General features: G+C 69.7%; 16 protein-coding genes and 2 tRNA genes. 12 read left to right on the forward strand and 6 right to left on the reverse strand.

The genetic code is table 11. The features are described from left to right. The first annotated feature begins 27 nt into the window (after positions 1-27). The 3 genes from ACO0LU_RS13255 (at position 28) to ACO0LU_RS13265 (ending at position 3,703) form a co-directional block, all read left to right on the forward strand. Positions 28-933 carry an acyltransferase domain-containing protein gene (locus tag ACO0LU_RS13255; protein ID WP_424791820.1) on the forward strand — a complete coding sequence of 302 codons (906 nt, stop codon included), beginning with the start codon at positions 28-30 and terminating at the stop codon, positions 931-933. 104 nt (positions 934-1,037) lie between these two features. Then, a complete protein-coding gene (malQ, locus tag ACO0LU_RS13260; protein ID WP_424791821.1) occupies positions 1,038-3,200 on the forward strand; it encodes a 4-alpha-glucanotransferase in 2,163 nt (720 codons plus the stop codon). Positions 3,201-3,205: 5 nt separating this feature from the next. Further along, a complete protein-coding gene (locus ACO0LU_RS13265; protein WP_424791822.1) occupies positions 3,206-3,703 on the forward strand; it encodes a PTS sugar transporter subunit IIA in 498 nt (165 codons plus the stop codon). Positions 3,704-3,727: 24 nt separating this feature from the next. On the opposite strand, the gene pepN is transcribed toward ACO0LU_RS13265, so the two are convergent. Continuing rightward, on the reverse strand, positions 3,728-6,301 hold the full coding sequence (gene pepN, locus ACO0LU_RS13270; protein WP_424791823.1) for an aminopeptidase N: 2,574 nt from the start codon (positions 6,299-6,301) through the stop codon (positions 3,728-3,730). 113 nt (positions 6,302-6,414) lie between these two features. On the opposite strand from pepN, the gene ACO0LU_RS13275 reads away from it, so the two are divergent. The 4 genes from ACO0LU_RS13275 to ACO0LU_RS13290 all read left to right on the forward strand — a co-directional run bounded on the left by ACO0LU_RS13275 (position 6,415) and on the right by ACO0LU_RS13290 (position 9,008). After that, positions 6,415-7,026, forward strand: coding sequence for a DsbA family protein (locus tag ACO0LU_RS13275; protein ID WP_424791824.1), 612 nt, complete (start codon positions 6,415-6,417; stop codon positions 7,024-7,026). Between the two features lie 64 nt (positions 7,027-7,090). Beyond that, the gene (locus tag ACO0LU_RS13280; protein ID WP_424791825.1) at positions 7,091-7,672 is read left to right on the forward strand and encodes a hypothetical protein; all 582 of its coding nucleotides are present in this window, start codon (positions 7,091-7,093) and stop codon (positions 7,670-7,672) included. A gap of 315 nt (positions 7,673-7,987) precedes the next feature. Beyond that, positions 7,988-8,494: a rhodanese-like domain-containing protein gene (locus ACO0LU_RS13285; RefSeq protein ID WP_424791826.1), complete on the forward strand. Its 507-nt coding sequence runs from the start codon at positions 7,988-7,990 to the stop codon at positions 8,492-8,494. Positions 8,495-8,558: 64 nt separating this feature from the next. Beyond that, positions 8,559-9,008, forward strand: coding sequence for a ribose-5-phosphate isomerase (locus ACO0LU_RS13290; protein ID WP_424791827.1), 450 nt, complete (start codon positions 8,559-8,561; stop codon positions 9,006-9,008). On the opposite strand, the gene ACO0LU_RS13295 is transcribed toward ACO0LU_RS13290, so the two are convergent. Further along, complete coding sequence (locus tag ACO0LU_RS13295; RefSeq protein ID WP_424791828.1) at positions 8,990-9,697, reverse strand: hypothetical protein; 708 nt, start codon at positions 9,695-9,697, stop codon at positions 8,990-8,992. The genes ACO0LU_RS13290 and ACO0LU_RS13295 overlap by 19 nt on opposite strands. Positions 9,698-9,717: 20 nt before the next feature. Between ACO0LU_RS13295 and ACO0LU_RS13300 the strand changes: the two genes are divergently transcribed. Then, on the forward strand, positions 9,718-10,059 hold the full coding sequence (locus ACO0LU_RS13300; RefSeq protein ID WP_424791829.1) for an MGMT family protein: 342 nt from the start codon (positions 9,718-9,720) through the stop codon (positions 10,057-10,059). A gap of 1 nt (position 10,060) precedes the next feature. Here the strand turns inward: ACO0LU_RS13300 and cysE are convergent, their stop codons facing one another. Together cysE and cysK are read right to left on the reverse strand one after the other, a co-directional pair. Next, entirely contained in the window at positions 10,061-10,696 is a 636-nt protein-coding gene (gene cysE / locus ACO0LU_RS13305; protein WP_424791830.1) for a serine O-acetyltransferase, read from the reverse strand. Next, a complete protein-coding gene (gene cysK / locus ACO0LU_RS13310; RefSeq protein WP_424791831.1) occupies positions 10,693-11,628 on the reverse strand; it encodes a cysteine synthase A in 936 nt (311 codons plus the stop codon). The genes cysE and cysK overlap by 4 nt, the downstream gene beginning before the upstream one ends. 551 nt (positions 11,629-12,179) lie before the next feature. Here cysK and ACO0LU_RS13315 point away from each other — a divergent pair. Further along, a complete protein-coding gene (locus ACO0LU_RS13315; protein WP_424788478.1) occupies positions 12,180-12,434 on the forward strand; it encodes a type B 50S ribosomal protein L31 in 255 nt (84 codons plus the stop codon). A 92-nt stretch (positions 12,435-12,526) separates the two neighbouring features. Further along, positions 12,527-12,697, forward strand: coding sequence for a 50S ribosomal protein L32 (gene rpmF, locus ACO0LU_RS13320; protein WP_424788477.1), 171 nt, complete (start codon positions 12,527-12,529; stop codon positions 12,695-12,697). Positions 12,698-12,900: 203 nt separating this feature from the next. Here rpmF and ACO0LU_RS13325 read toward each other — a convergent pair. Beyond that, positions 12,901-12,974 (reverse strand) — tRNA-Gly (locus ACO0LU_RS13325). Between the two features lie 110 nt (positions 12,975-13,084). Here ACO0LU_RS13325 and ACO0LU_RS13330 point away from each other — a divergent pair. Continuing rightward, positions 13,085-13,161: transfer RNA gene (locus ACO0LU_RS13330), tRNA-Pro, on the forward strand. A 12-nt stretch (positions 13,162-13,173) separates the two neighbouring features. On the opposite strand, the gene ACO0LU_RS13335 is transcribed toward ACO0LU_RS13330, so the two are convergent. Next, positions 13,174-13,881, reverse strand: a complete 708-nt coding sequence (locus ACO0LU_RS13335) for a winged helix-turn-helix transcriptional regulator (protein ID WP_424791832.1) — start codon at positions 13,879-13,881, stop codon at positions 13,174-13,176. Between the two features lie 89 nt (positions 13,882-13,970). On the opposite strand from ACO0LU_RS13335, the gene ACO0LU_RS13340 reads away from it, so the two are divergent. Continuing rightward, entirely contained in the window at positions 13,971-14,642 is a 672-nt protein-coding gene (locus ACO0LU_RS13340) for a maleylpyruvate isomerase family mycothiol-dependent enzyme (protein ID WP_424791833.1), read from the forward strand. Positions 14,643-14,646 lie beyond the last annotated feature (4 nt).

Genomic DNA, 14,646 nt, shown 5'->3' on the forward strand with positions numbered 1-14,646 from the left:
CGGATCCGTCGACCCACGTCTGCAACCGTGACCACCTTCACGGCCGATCAGGTGCGCGCTGCGCTGAGCGCGGGCCCGTTGGACGCGCTGCTGACCCGCTTGCGGTTGCGGGCGCAGGACCATGCCGCCGTGGTCCAGCACGTCGCGGCGCTGGGCGAGGACGATCTGCAGGCCGTGGCCGAGGCCGCGACCGCCCTCGGTGGCACGTTGGGCCAGTGGGGGTACCCCGAGGATCGAGTGTTCGCTCCCTGGCCGGACCTGCAGGGGCGGCCCCGCGGGCTGATCCCGATGCTGGCCCTGTTGGTCGGGGTCCCGGTGGTGCGGCAGTACCACGCAGACCGTGGTATCGCCGAGGAGTACACCTACGCCGCACTGGCCGATCTGGGTCAGCAGATCTGGGTGTTCCGGCGGGTCTTCGGCGAGTTCGGTCTGGACAACCAGGAGTGGCTGACCGCTGCGTGGTCCGGGGCGCTGTTCTGGCTCGGGCGGTTGCAGGTGAATCTGTTGCCCTATGGCGGCGGGCACGTCATCTCCACCCACATCCCGCAGACCGGACCGCTGCGTCCGGAGGAGGTGGATGACTCCTTCGCCCGGGCCCGGAATTTCTTCGCCACCCACTTTCCCGACGCCCCCGCCCACGCCCTGCACTGTGACTCCTGGCTGCTCGACCCCCACCTTGCCGAGGTGCTGGATGCCGGCTCCAACATCGTCGACTTCGGGCGGCGGTGGCGCCTGGTGGAGCAGGCGCGTGAGTCCGATGCGGCCGTGCTGTACTTCGTGTTCGGCTACCGGCCCCGCCCGGGTCAGGAGCCCGACCGGAGCGGGCTGCCCCGGCGTACCAGCCTGGAACGGGCGGTACTGGAGCATCTGGACGACGGCGGGCACTGGTATGCCCGGACCGGCCTGATCGATCTGGACCAGCGGCCGGCCTGATCGATCTGACCGCGCCCCACCGAGTCTGGCAAGATCGCAGGTGGGCGGCCCTGGGCCGCCGATTGTCCGCAGACCGACGAGACGCCGGGAGACCCAAGAGCACCGTGGACGAAGCACAGGTGGATCCCACCGCCCCCGATGAGTCCCTGCGCGCACTGGCGCGGGCGCACGGCGTGGCGGTGCAGTTCTGGGACTTCCACGGCAACCGGCGCGACGTGACGGCTGCGACCATCCGCGCGGTGCTGACCGCCATGGACGTGGCGGCCGACACTCCCGAACAGGTGCACCAGGCCCTCGAGGCCCACCGGCTGGCCCCCTGGCGCCAGGTATTGCCGCCCAGCATCGTGATAGCGGCCGGCCAGGAGCGCGAGTTCGCGGTGCACGTGCGCCACGGCGCCGCCGTGGCCGTGCATGTGGACCTGGAGGGTGACGGCGGAAGCCGGGAGTTGGCACAGATCGACAAGTGGGTGGAGCCCGAGCATGTGGACGGGGCCCTCACCGGTCAGGCAACGTTCGTCCTGCCCGGTGATCTGCCGCTGGGCTGGCACCGGATCGTGGCCGAGGTCGACGACGGCACTCGCGCGGAGTGCGTGCTGGCCGTGAGCCCGGCCCGGCTCCAGGCCCCGCCGCTGCGGCCGGAGTTCGCGGACCGCGCCTGGGGGCTGATGGCCCAGTTGTACTCGGTCCGATCGGAACGCTCCTGGGGTGTGGGGGACTTCGCCGACCTTACCGAACTGGGATCCCTGGGCGCCGAACTGGGCGCGGACTTCGTGCTGGTCAACCCCTTGCACGCAGCCGAGCCATCGACGCCGCTGACCCCCTCGCCTTACCTGCCCACGACCAGGCGGTTCATCAACCCCATCTACATCCGGCCCGAGGACATCCGGGAGGCCGCCTACCTGCCCAACGCCCAGCGCACCCTGCTGGAATGGGGCCTGGAGGCAGTGTCGGAGCAGAACACCGACCCGGGGCCGATCGACCGCGACGCGATGTGGCAAGCGAAGAAGCCGGCGCTGGAGACGATCTACGCTGCCGGGCGCTCGCGGTCGCGCCAGCGGGACCTGGAGGCGTTCCGCCGGGAGCAGGGACAGGGCCTGGAGGACTTCGCCCTGTGGTCCGCGGTCAAGGAGTCCTACACCGGTGCGGATTGGCCCCTCGACGATGCCATCACCCGTGCCGGGATAGCCCGGCTGCGCCGGGAACTGGCCGAGCGGATCGATTTCCACGTCTGGTTGCAGTGGGTGGCCGACGCTCAACTGTCCCGGGCCCAGGCGGTGGCCAAGGCACGCGGGATGAGCATCGGCATCATGCATGACCTCGCGGTAGGCGTGCACCCCGAGGGCGCCGATTCCTGGTCGCTGCGCGGAGCGCTGGCCTCCGGGATCAGCGTGGGCGCACCCCCGGACATGTACAACCAGCAGGGCCAGGACTGGTCCCAGCCCCCGCTGCGCCCGGATCGCCTGGCTCAGCAAGGCTACGCTCCGGTACGGGACATGATCCGTACCGTGCTGCGCCACGCCGGTGCCCTACGGGTGGACCACATCATCGGGATGTTCCGGCTGTGGTGGATTCCGGCCGGCCAGCCCCCCGGGGCCGGCACCTACGTCACCTACGACCACGAAGCGATGGTGGGGGTGCTGGCGCTGGAGGCCCACCGGGCCGGCGCGTTGGTGATCGGGGAGGACCTGGGCACGGTGGAGCCCTGGGTGCGGACCTACCTGACCGAACGGGGGATCCTGGGGACCTCGGTGCTGTGGTTCGAGCGCGAGGCCGACGGCGCCCCGCTGGCCCCGGAGCGGTACCGCCGACTCGTGCTGGGCACGGTGACCACACACGATCTGCCACCCACCGCGGGCTATCTGGCCGAGGAACACGTGGATCTGCGGGAGTCCCTTGACCTGCTCACCGAACCGGTCGAGCAGGTGCGTCTGGCCGCCCGGGCCGAGCGGACACAGATGGACCAGGCTCTCCTCGAACGCGGGCTGCTGCCCGATTACCCCACCGAACGCGAACGCGTGGAAGCCCTGCACCGCTACGTCGCCTCGAGTCCGGCGATGCTGGTCGGGGTGTCCCTGGCCGACGCGGTGGGGGAGCGGCGAACACAGAACCAGCCGGGCACCGACACCGAGTACCCGAACTGGAAGATCCCCCTGGCCGATGGGGCGGGGCGGTGCGTGCTGGTGGAGGACCTGCCCGGCAACGCCCGGTTCGCCTCGCTGGTTGCTGCCCTGGACGAGCAGTTGCGCGAGCCGACCGGGCCGGCGTGATGGGCGTGGGTGCCGGGAACAACCGGGAGGTCGTGGTGGCCCCGATCAGCGGGGTGGTGCGCGACCTTGCCGAGGTACCCGACCCGGTGTTCGCCCAGGAGTTGGTCGGACCCGGGGTGGCAATCGAGCCCGACGGGCAGCACACCATGCAGGTGCTGGCGCCGGTGACCGGAGTGCTGCTGAAGGCGCACCCGCACGCCGTGGCCGTGGCAGTGCCGGCCGCCGGTGAAGGGGCAGGGGTCCTGGTGCACCTGGGCCTGGACACCGTGGGCCTGAACGGCGCCGGATTCACCCTGCACACCGGCGCCGGGGCGCAGGTACACCGTGGCGCCCACCTGATCGACTGGGATCCGGCGCCGGCGCTGGCCGCCGGGCTCGACCTGATCAGCCCCGTGATCGTGCTGGGCGCCTCGAGTGGGCAACTGACGGTCCTGGCCCGCCCGGGCGCCCCGGTACGCGCCGGGCAGGCCCTGTTGTCCTGGACCGCCCCGGCGCAGGCCTGAGCCGGCGTCCAGGGGGCGAGCAGTTCAGCGGGCGGCGCGGTCCACTCGTTGGGCGTGCATGGCCCGGCGGACTCCGTCCGCCGACTCGGTGACCAGGCGGCGCAGCGCCGGGGCGCGATCGCCCAGGGAGTCGAGGAACTCCTGCGCCATCCCCGGCACATCCACCCCGGTGGAGGTATCGATGTCGGCCAGGACGGCCGGGAACAGGCCCACCACGATGTTCTGCGCCATCTCGTGGGTGTGGGTGTTCCACACCTCCTCGATCACGTCGAAGTAGCGGTGCGCGAACGGGGCCAGCAGGCTGCGGTCCCGCACCCGGCTGAACCCGGCGATCACCGCTCGCTGCAACGCGTTCGGCAACCCGTCGACGCGCACTGCATCGGCCCAGACCCGCTCCTTCGCTTCGGGTGTGGGGATGCCGGCTCGGGCCCCGGCCGCGGCGCGCTGACCGGTGGCGGTGGGGTCGAGTTCCAACTCCGCATCGATCCGGGCCTCATCGGCCCCGCCCGCGGCCACGAGTGCGGTGAGCAACTCCCAGCGCAGGTCGGTGTCCACCGCGAGCCCCGGCAGTGACTCCGACCCATCGAGCAGACCGCTGAGGGTCTGGACGTGCGCCGGCGCGACCGCGTGGGTGGCGAAGGCCTTGACCAACTGGAGTTGGGCGTCCGAGCCCGGGTCGGCGGCACCGCTCAACTCCCACAGCCGGTCCGCCACGGCGACCTCGGTCTCCTCGCGGTGGGCCGGGTCCACGTAGGCCGAGACCGCGGTGGCCAGTTGGCGCAACAGCACCAGCACCACCGAGGAGTCGGTCTCGGCGGCGATGTTCGTGGTGACCAGGTCGATGAACTTCGCAGCCGGCCACTCCCCGTCGCGGGTCATGTCCCAGGCCGCGTTCCACACCAGGGTGCGGGGAAGTGAGAGGCGGAAGTCCTTCAGATGCTCCACCGCGTTGGCCAGCGACCGCTCATCCAGGCGCACCTTGGCGTAGGCCAGGTCGTCATCGTTGATCAGGATGAGGGTGGGTGAATCCAGCCCGACCAGGTCCGGCACCGGGGTGGCCGCACCGTCGATGTCCAGTTCCACCCGGTGCACCCGCTCCAGCGTGCCGGCGTCGGTCAGGGTGTAGCAGCCCACCGCGATGCGGTGCGGGCGCAGCACCGGGTGCTCCTCCGGTGCCTCCTGGGTGATCGCGAAGGACGTGATCCGGCCCTGGGAGTCGGTCTCGACCTGTGGACGAAGCAGGGTCACACCCGCTTCTTCCAGCCACACCTTCGACCACGCGGTCAGGTCCCGCCCGGAGGTGGCCTCCAACTCGGCCAGCAGATCGCGCAACTCGGTGCTGCCCCAGGCGTGCTTGCGGAAGTAGGCGCGCACACCGGCGACGAAGGCGTCCCGGCCCACCCAGGCCACGAGTTGCTTCAGTACCGAGGCCCCCTTGGCGTAGGTAATCCCGTCGAAGTTGACCAACACGTCCTGCAGGTCGTTGATCTCGGCCACGATCGGGTGGGTGGAGGGTAACTGGTCCTGGCGGTAGGCCCAGGACTTCTCCAGTGAAGCGAACGTGGTCCAGGCCTGTGTCCACTGGGTAGCCTCGGCGGTGGCCAGCGTGGAGGCGTATTCGGCGAAGGACTCGTTCAGCCACAGATCGTTCCACCACCGCATGGTGACCAGGTCCCCGAACCACATGTGCGCCATCTCATGCAGCACCGTCACAGCGCGCCGCTCCACCATCGCCTCGGGCACCGCGGAGCGGAACACGTAATTCTCCAGGAACGTCACCGCGCCGGCGTTCTCCATCGCCCCGGCGTTGAACTCCGGTACGAACAACTGGTCGTACTTGGCGTAGGGGTAGGGGTAGTCGAAGGCCTCCTCGAAGAATGCGAAGCCCGCCTTGGTGAGTTCCATGAGGTCATCGGCGTCGAGATACTGCGCCAGCGAGGTGCGGCAGAACAGACCCAGGTCGATCGTGCGCCCGTCGGAACTGGTGAACTCATCGGTGACCCGGTGATAGGGGCCGGCGATGATCGCCGTCACGTAGCACGGCAGGACCTCGGTGGGCTCGAACGCCCAGGTGGCCGTACCGTCGTCGTCCGTGGTCGGAGTGGGGGTGGGGGAGTTGGACACCACCTGCCAGTGCTTCGGGGCCCGGACGGTGAAGGTGAAGGTGGCCTTGAGGTCGGGTTGTTCGAATACGGCGAAGACCCGGCGGGTGTCTGCCACCTCGAACTGGGAGTACAAGTAGGTCCCGGAGTCCACCGGGTCGACGAACCGGTGCAGTCCCTCACCGGTGTTCATGTAGGCGCAGTCGGCGTGCACCACCAGTTCGTTCTGCTCGGCCAGGTCCGCCAGGGCGATCCGGGAGTCGGCGAAGACCCGGGCAGGGTCGAGTTCGCGCCCGTTCAGCACCACCTTGTGCACCGCCGGGGCGATCAGGTCGATGAACGTATCCGCCCCTGGCTTCGCGGCGAAGGTGACGGTGGTGTGGGAGGCGAACGTGGCACCCGTTCCGGTCAGGTCCAACTCGACCTGATAACTGGACACCTGCACCCGTTCGGCGCGGGTGATGGCTTCGGCTCGGGTGAGGTTCTCTCCAGGCACGGGGGCGTCTCCTCGACGTCGCATAGGATAGGCGGCGGTCTGCCACCAGCGATCCTGTCACGAACGGCGGGGTAGACCGAGTTGATTCCCGTTCTGCGAAGGAGTGCGTGTTCATGGCCGACGACGTTGCCGACTTCTGGTTCGACCCCGCTTGCCCGTGGGCTTGGATGACATCCCGCTGGATGGACGAGGTGGCCAAGGTCCGTAACATCACGGTGAACTGGCACGTGATGTCCCTGACGGTGCTGAACGAGGACAAGGACGACATCTCCGAGTCCTACCGCGACTCCCTTGCCACCGCGATGGCACCGGTCCGCCTGATCAACGGCGTCCGGGAAGTCCATGGACAGGAGTACGTCAAGCCGCTCTACGACGCGATCGGCACCCGGTACCACCCGCAGGGCCGCCGGGACGACCAGCGTCAGGTGCTGATCGAGTCGGTGGCGGAGGTGGGGCTGCCGGCGGAAGCGATCGACCTGGCCGACTCAGGGGCCCACGATGAGTCCCTACGGGCCTCGCACGACCGGGGGATCGGACTGGTGGGTCAGGACGTGGGGACCCCGGTCGTGGCGTTCAACGGCATCGCCTTCTTCGGCCCGGTGGTCACGCCGGCACCCAAGGGTGAGGAAGCCGGTAAGCTCTGGGACGCGGTCGTGCAGGCCGCCGGCTTCGAGGGCTTCTTCGAACTCAAACGCACTCGTACCCGGGGCCCGATCTTCGACTGAAGTACCGGCGGCGGGTGGCCGGAAGTGCCCGGCCGCCCGCCAACCGGTGAAGGAGGTGCTGACTATGGCGGCGCGTGGTTTGAGCCGCGGCGTGATGGCGTTGATCGTGGTGGATTCGATCCTGGTGGTCGTGCTGATCGCACTGCTGATCAGCCACCCCAGACCGGAGGGTGAGCCGACCCTAACCGCCACCGAGCCGGCTGCTACCGCCGGCGAGGAACCCGGGCGGGAGGAGCCAGAGCCCGAGGAACCCGAGGAACCCGAGGAAGACGAACCCGCCCTGCAACCCCCGGACGACGCAGTCAGCGAGGCCGCGTTCGTCACCCCGTCGGGCAACATCTGGTGCGAACTCGAGGCAGACTCCGCCAGTTGCACGATCGGCTCGCACTCCTACAGCGTGCCGGACCAGCCCTGTGACGGCCCGTACGGCCGGGTGCTGCAGGTGTCCGAGGACGAGGCGACGCTGCCGTGCCTGAGCGAGGAACCGGCCACCTCCGCCCCGGACGGCCTGGCCGAACTCGACTACGGCGAGTCCACCGTCGTGAACGACTTCTGGTGCACCAGCGAGGAGAGCGGGGTGACCTGCTACTCGGTGATGAGCGGTCGAGGCTTCTCCGTGGCTCGGGCCAACTACACCACCTTCTGACGGGTCCGCTCCCGGGAGGGCCCGACGGCGACTGCCGGCAGGGCCCGACGGCGAGTCCCGGGTCGGTGCGGGCAGCGGCCCCGCGCAGCCCGACCCGGGGCCGCGGCGCCATCTCAGTATCCGAGAGGACGGGGCCGGCAGTTCCGATTGCCTTACGAGAGTGATCCACTGCCGGTATGCCTTCGATCGACTGCGCCACGGACCGGGCCGCCGTGCCCGGGGCGTCGTCATGGGCTGCACCGAGGTGTACCGGCGGGATGCGAATGCCCATCCCGCCCCGCGCCCCGCACCCCTGATCGAAGAAGGACACCGCACATGGCCGTCGTCACCGGCACCCCCTGGGATCTGGCCCTGGACCAGAGCGCCTACCCGGCCCGGGCCCGCATCCCCGCCTCCTCCGGCTCGCGCGCACCCACGACGCTCCGCACGCGGGCACCCCGTCTGCTCGCTGCTCGGAGCGGTCCCGCCCGCGGGGCTGAGGCGGCCCCGGAGGCGATCACGCCCAGAGCCGCCTACCAGGACGCGTTGCACGGCAGGGCCGTTCTGGTGGACATCCGGCCGGCGTGGCGCCGGGCGCGTGATGGCCAGTTGACCGGCAGCGCACGGTCCGGCGTCACACCCGAGGTGGTGCAGATCGAGGCGCACCTGCTCATCACCTGGTTGGTGCGCCACCGCGGGGGTGGCGGCGCGATCCTGGTCAGCGCGGACGGCGTGGAGGCCGCCGCACTCGCCCAGGCGCTTGGCGAGGTGGACCTGGCTCGTCCGGCGTTCCTGGCCGGGGGCTTCGAGGAGTGGCGCGCAGCCGGCCTGGCCACCGGTTGAGCAGCCGGCACGTGAGTCGCGGGGCTGGACGCGGGTGCGCCCAGCACGCGGCACAATGGAAGCCATGCGCATCCACATCGCGGCGGATCACGCCGGCTACGAACTGAAGACCGTCCTCCTGCAGCACCTGCGCACCGCCGGCCACGACGTCGTCGACCACGGTGCCCATTCCTATGACGCCGAGGACGACTACCCGGCGTACTGCTTCGCTGCCGCCGAGGCCACGGTCGCGGAGCCGGGCTCGCTGGGATTGGTGATCGGCGGCAGCGGCAATGGCGAACAGATCGCGGCGAACAAGGTCGACGGCACGCGGGCGGCCCTGACCTGGAGCGTGGAAACGGCCACCCTCGCCCGCGCCCACAACGACGCCAACGTCGCCGGCATCGGTGCCCGCCAGCACACCGAGGCCGAGGCGATCGAGATCGTCGAGGCGTTCCTGGCCGAGCCGTTCAGCGGTGCCGAGCGCCACCAGCGCCGCATCGACCTGGTCGGCGACTACGAGTCGTCGCGCTGACCCAGTTCCACCCGGCGATGGTGGGGTTGGCGAACTGCGGTGCGTCGCAGTAGCGCCACGATCGCCACGTGCAGGGGCACCAGCACGAGCACCAGCAGTGGGAGCACCCCGGTCGCCCATACGTAGCCGCCCACCAGCACCGCCATTGCTGCGGTCGCGGCCAGGTCGGCCAGGTCCCGGTCCTGGTGACGGGTGATCGCCGCGGAATCGCGCGCCACCTCACCCTCCCGGGTGTCCTGGGCCAGCAGCGCCCGCAGCCGCCACAGGCGTACGGCCTCGGCGGCGAAGGCACCGGTCAGGTAACCAACCGCGATCGTGGCGGCAAACGTCCAAACCATCGGGTCCATCCGCGCGGCGATCGCGGCCAACGCGGGCGTCAGCGCCGCCGCGAGGAGTGCACCGAACATCAGCGCCCGGGTCCGCCCCAGCCGGCTTGCCAGAAGCGCCGAGGTGAGCACCCCTGCGGCGGTGCTCAGCGCCCACAGGGCGATGCCGGCAGCGAGACCGGCCGCCGCCGCGGGGGTCGGCAGGGCCAACAGGATCGTCAGTATCGCCGCGACCACCATCACCGCGCGTGCGGCGACGGCGTACGCCAGCGCGCGACGCCGGGACCGAGCGTGCTCGGCACTGTCCAGGTGGACGTGATCATCGGTGTCGCCGCAGTGGACGCAGGCGGTGCTGTGGCTCATCCCCTCTAGGGTAGGCCGGGATGGACGCCGCGGAAGACCCGCTCAGCGCGGGGGAGGAGTACACCGACCTGGTGTTGGACCTGGTGGCCCAGATCCCCTCGGGCCGGGCCAGCAGTTACGGCGCGATCGCCGACGCCGCCCGGGTCCTGACCGGACGCGGCTCGGCGCGAACTGTGGGCCGGATCATGTCCACCCATGGCCACCAGGTGCCCTGGTGGCGGGTGGTTCCGGCCACTGGGTTGGTACCGGAGCACTTGCGCGAGCGGGCCGCGGTGCACTACCGCAACGAAGGGACCGCGGTTCGCAGCGCGGATCCCCTCCGGGTGGATCTACGGGGGGCGGGCTGGCAGCCCCGGATCTGACTCAGATGTACAGGGCCGGGTCCTCCAGGTCGCCGAAAGCCGACGTCGCCGGCCGGTTGCGCACCTGCCCGGGGACCCCCACCACCACCGAGTTCGCCGGCACGTCCCGCACCACGACTGCGTTGGCGCCGACCTGGACGTCATTACCGAGGGTGATCGGGCCGAGGACCTTCGCTCCGGCACCGATCATCACCCGGTCGCCGACGGTGGGGTGACGCTTGCCCTGGGACATCGAGCGCCCACCCAGGGTGGAGGTGTGAAACATGAGGACGTCATCACCGACAACCGCGGTCTCCCCGACCACGACACCCATACCGTGGTCGATGAAGAAGCGCCGTCCGATCACCGCACCGGGGTGGATCTCCACCCCGGTGAACATCCGGGCGAAGTGGGAGATGAGGCGCGCGAGCAACTTGGCCGGGCCGCCCAGGTTCCATAGGTGGTGGGCCAGCCGGTAGATCCACAGGGCGTGCACGCCCGGGTAAGTCAGCGCAACTTCCACAGAAGTCCGGGCGGCCGGGTCGCGCTGCTTGGCCGTCTCGAGGTCCTCGCGCACCCGCGCGCGCACCCCGGTCCAGGTAGTGCCGGAGGCTGCGGGGTGCAGCGCTGCGGTGTGGGTGAGGTAGGGGTGACTCATTCGGCGAGATCGGCGTACAGGATGGTGGACAGGTACCGCTCACCGAAGGAGGGGATGACCACCACGATGGTCTTGCCCTCGTTCTCCGGACGCGCAGCCACCTGCAGCGCGGCGTCGATCGCGGCACCGGAGGAGATGCCGACCAGCAAACCTTCCTCGGTCGCCGCGCGCCGGGCCTGCTTGACCGCGGTCTGGGCGTCGATGTCGATCACCTCGTCGTAGACGGAGGTGTCCAGGATATCCGGGACAAAGTTGGCACCCAGGCCCTGGATCTTGTGCGGCCCGGGGTCTCCACCGTTGAGGATCGGGGACTCGGCCGGCTCCACCGCGATGATCTGGACCTGCGGCTTGCGCTCCTTGAGTACCTGGCCGACTCCGGTGATCGTGCCACCGGTGCCGATCCCGGAGACGAAGATGTCGATCTCGCCGTCGGTGTCGTTCCAGACCTCCTCGGCGGTGGTCTTGCGGTGGATGGCGGGATTGGCTTCGTTGGCGAACTGGCGGGCCAGAACGGCGCCCTCACGCTCGGCCGCCACCTGCTCAGCCTTGGCCACAGCCCCCTTCATGCCCTCCGAGCCGGGGGTGAGGATCAGTTCGGCCCCGTAGGCCTTGAGCAGCATCTTGCGCTCGTTGGACATGGTCTCGGGCATGGTCAGCACGACGTTGTAGCCACGGGCAGCACCGACGAAGGCCAGCGCGATACCGGTGTTCCCACTGGTGGCCTCCACGATGGTGCCACCCGGGGGGAGCTCACCGGAGGCTTCGGCCGCGTCGACGATCGACACCCCGATCCGGTCCTTCACGCTGGAGGCGGGGTTATAGAACTCGAGTTTGGCCAGCACGGTGGCACCAAGTCCCTCGGTGAGTTTGTTCAACCGCACCAGCGGCGTGTTACCGACCAGGTCGGTGGCGTTGTCGTAGATGCGAGCCATAGGTTTCCTCCTGTTCGGCGGGCACCGTTCTGCGCCCGGACGAGATTCCGCTGCCAGCCTGCCATGCTCGGCGCCCGATGTCGTCGCCAGCCCGGATCGTCTCGAATCACGAACGCGAGCCGCAGTTCCTGCGGTCCGAGCCGAAACTCACCCCGGGCGACGGCGGCCACCCGCTACAGCCCGGGAGGGCACGGGTTTATTCCTTGGCCGGTGCCGCCGCCATCACCGGGCACCTCCGGGCCCGCACGCCCCGGGACGGGCTCACCGTGACCTCGATAGTGGGGTTGCCTCGGTTGCGCGCCCGCGGGCCGGCAGGGCGGGGGCGCGGGCAGTCCGGGTGTGCGCGGTGCCACATCGGCGACGCATCGCTGTCCGGGCTGGGATGTGGGTATGATGTCCCGGGCGCAGCGTGACTGGCAATCCTTGCTGCGGCGTGCAATCCGGTCCGAACGGACCAGCGCACGCGCCTGACTCGTTGTCTGGGCCTTGTCCGGAGCCACCAGCCCGCTGGCAACCAGAGCCCGCGCCGTCGAACTACGTAGGAAGCAGACATGAAGAAGGACATTCACCCGGAGTACCACCAGGTGGTGTTCCGCGACATCTCCGCCGACTTCTCGATCCTGACGAAGTCCACCATCACCTCGGAGAACACCGTGGAGTGGGAGGACGGCAACACCTACCCGGTGGTCGACGTCGACATCTCCGCCGCTTCGCACCCGTTCTACACGGGTAAGCAGAAGATCATGGACACCGCGGGCCGGGTGGAGAAGTTCCGCCGCCGCTACGCAAAGCCTGAGGGCAAGTAGGGATTCCCGCTCGGTGACCCACGCCGTCGGCCCTTGGTGGCCGGGGGCGACCATCACAAAGACAACTCTCGACGGAAGGGGAGGTAGGGCTCATGGCAGTTCCCAAGCGCAAACTCTCGCGCAGCAACACCCGCTCGCGCCGCTCGCAGTGGAAGACCAAGGCCGCGGACCTCGTACCCGTGCGCGCCGGCGGGCGTGAGGTCAAGGTGCCGCGGCGCCTGGCCCGCGCCGTCGAGCGTGGCCTGGTCGACACCGACGACTGAGTCGGCCGCCGCACGGATTCCAGGGCCGTCACCCAGCGGGTGGCGGCCCTGAGTCGTCCCTGCGTCCCGGTGCTTGCACGTGGGGCTGTGCCATCCCTGTGGCAGCAGCAGCGTGCCCGCGGACGGCGCGCCCCACGCGCGCAGCGTCGGAGACCGTCGGGGGCCGGCCAACGTCGATGTGAGCACGGCCTGCGCCGACCTCATGGAGCGGGTGACGAGAATCGAACTCGCACCATCTGCTTGGAAGGCAGAGGCTCTACCATTGAGCTACACCCGCGTGCGGCAGCAACTCTACATCCTTCGCGGCCGATCGAGCAGCCATCTTCGGTGGTGCCGGGTAGGGGGTTGGCAGGGATAGAATCCCTGACTGGCGCCGTGTGGTTGCCTCGGGATGTGGCGCAGGTTGGTAGCGCGTCCGCTTTGGGAGCGGAAGGTCGCAGGTTCAAATCCTGTCATCCCGACCAGCAGGACAAGTCTCAGCCCTTCGCATCGAGAGGTGAGGCCGAAGCACCGCTGAGCGATGTCGCGACGATGAGCTCGCGCACCGCGCTCTCGTCGCCGGACACGCGCACATCCGGCAGTTCCTCGAGAGGGGCACCCCCGATCACGCACGCCCTCCAGTCCCGGGTGGTGGCTGAGGCCTGCGCATCGGTCCGTTGCGGCTCCGGCGACCGCTCAATGGTCGTGGCTCGCGCGGTCATCCGCGCCACGTAGGTGACCGGTCGGGCGTCCGGCCGCCTGGAGTCGGTGAGCACCAACGCGACACATCGCTCTCCCCGGCCCCCGGAGGCCGGCCGAGCGTGGGCGCGCATCGCGAGGATCACGGTGTCGGGGCTCATGTCCGCCTCGCGGGGCAGGCCTGGGGATGTCACGGCCCACAGGGACAGAGCCGTGTTGACTGCTTCCAGCCGGTAGCCCCATCCGGTCAATTCGTAGACGTCGATGCGCCCCGGTCCGGGCCAGCGGCGTCGTTGCAGGATGCCGCTGGCCTCCAGGTCATGCAGGCGCTGGGTAAGTACGGTGGGCCCGATGCCGATGACGTCTCGCTGGATGTCGGAGAAGCGCTTGGGCCCCAGCAGGAGTTCCCGAACGACGATCATCGTCCATCGTTCGCCGATGAGGTCGAGCGCGTGGGCGGCGGCACAGCCGTCGTTGTACGAGCCGTATGACCGTCGAGGTGCCATTGACACATGTTACTACTGATCCTGTAGCGTGCACTATGCTATCCGTAGTGACACTGGTAGGTGGCATCCAGACCCGAGGAGGAGCCAGCATGGGGGCATTGGCGGCGCAGACTTGGCGGACGGTGCACGCCGAGCGGCGGCGGCTCGTGAGGGATGTCTCCGGGCTGGGCGGCGACCAGTGGCGAGTCTCCTCCCTCTGTCCGGGTTGGGATATCCACGACGTCCTGGCGCACCTCGTGGACACCGCGCGCACCGGGCGCGTGGCCTTCGTCCGTGACCTGCTGATGGCGCGAATGGACTTCGACCTCGCGAACGCGAACGGCATCGTCCGGCACAAGCGGCAGGACCCGCGGGACACGGTGGAGGCGCTCAAGGAGGCCGCTGACCTGACGCGGACGCCACCGGCGCGCCTCGCAACCCGACTGGTCGAGGCCATCGTGCACGGCGAGGACATTCGCCGGCCGCTGGGCATCATTGGGTGGTATCCGGAGGCTGCGATCGCGCGGGCCCTGCAATACCAACTGCGCACCCCTGTCTCCTTCGGTGGTGGGCGCGAGCGCGCTGCGGGCCTGCGACTGATCGACCGGAGAACCGGGGCAGCATGGGGCCATGGCGAGGACGTGGTGGCCGATGCCATCGATCTGCTGCTCGCAGTCTCCGGGCGCCGTGTGGACCGGGAGTGCCTCACGGGAAGCGGAGCATCCCAACTCGCCGGAACCGCCTCGGGAACGCCGGGGGCAGGCGCGGCATCGCACCGGTGACGGG

It is taken from the genome of Pseudactinotalea sp. Z1748, assembly GCF_049725185.1.
Classification (GTDB): Bacteria; Actinomycetota; Actinomycetes; order Actinomycetales; family Beutenbergiaceae; genus CALKWS01.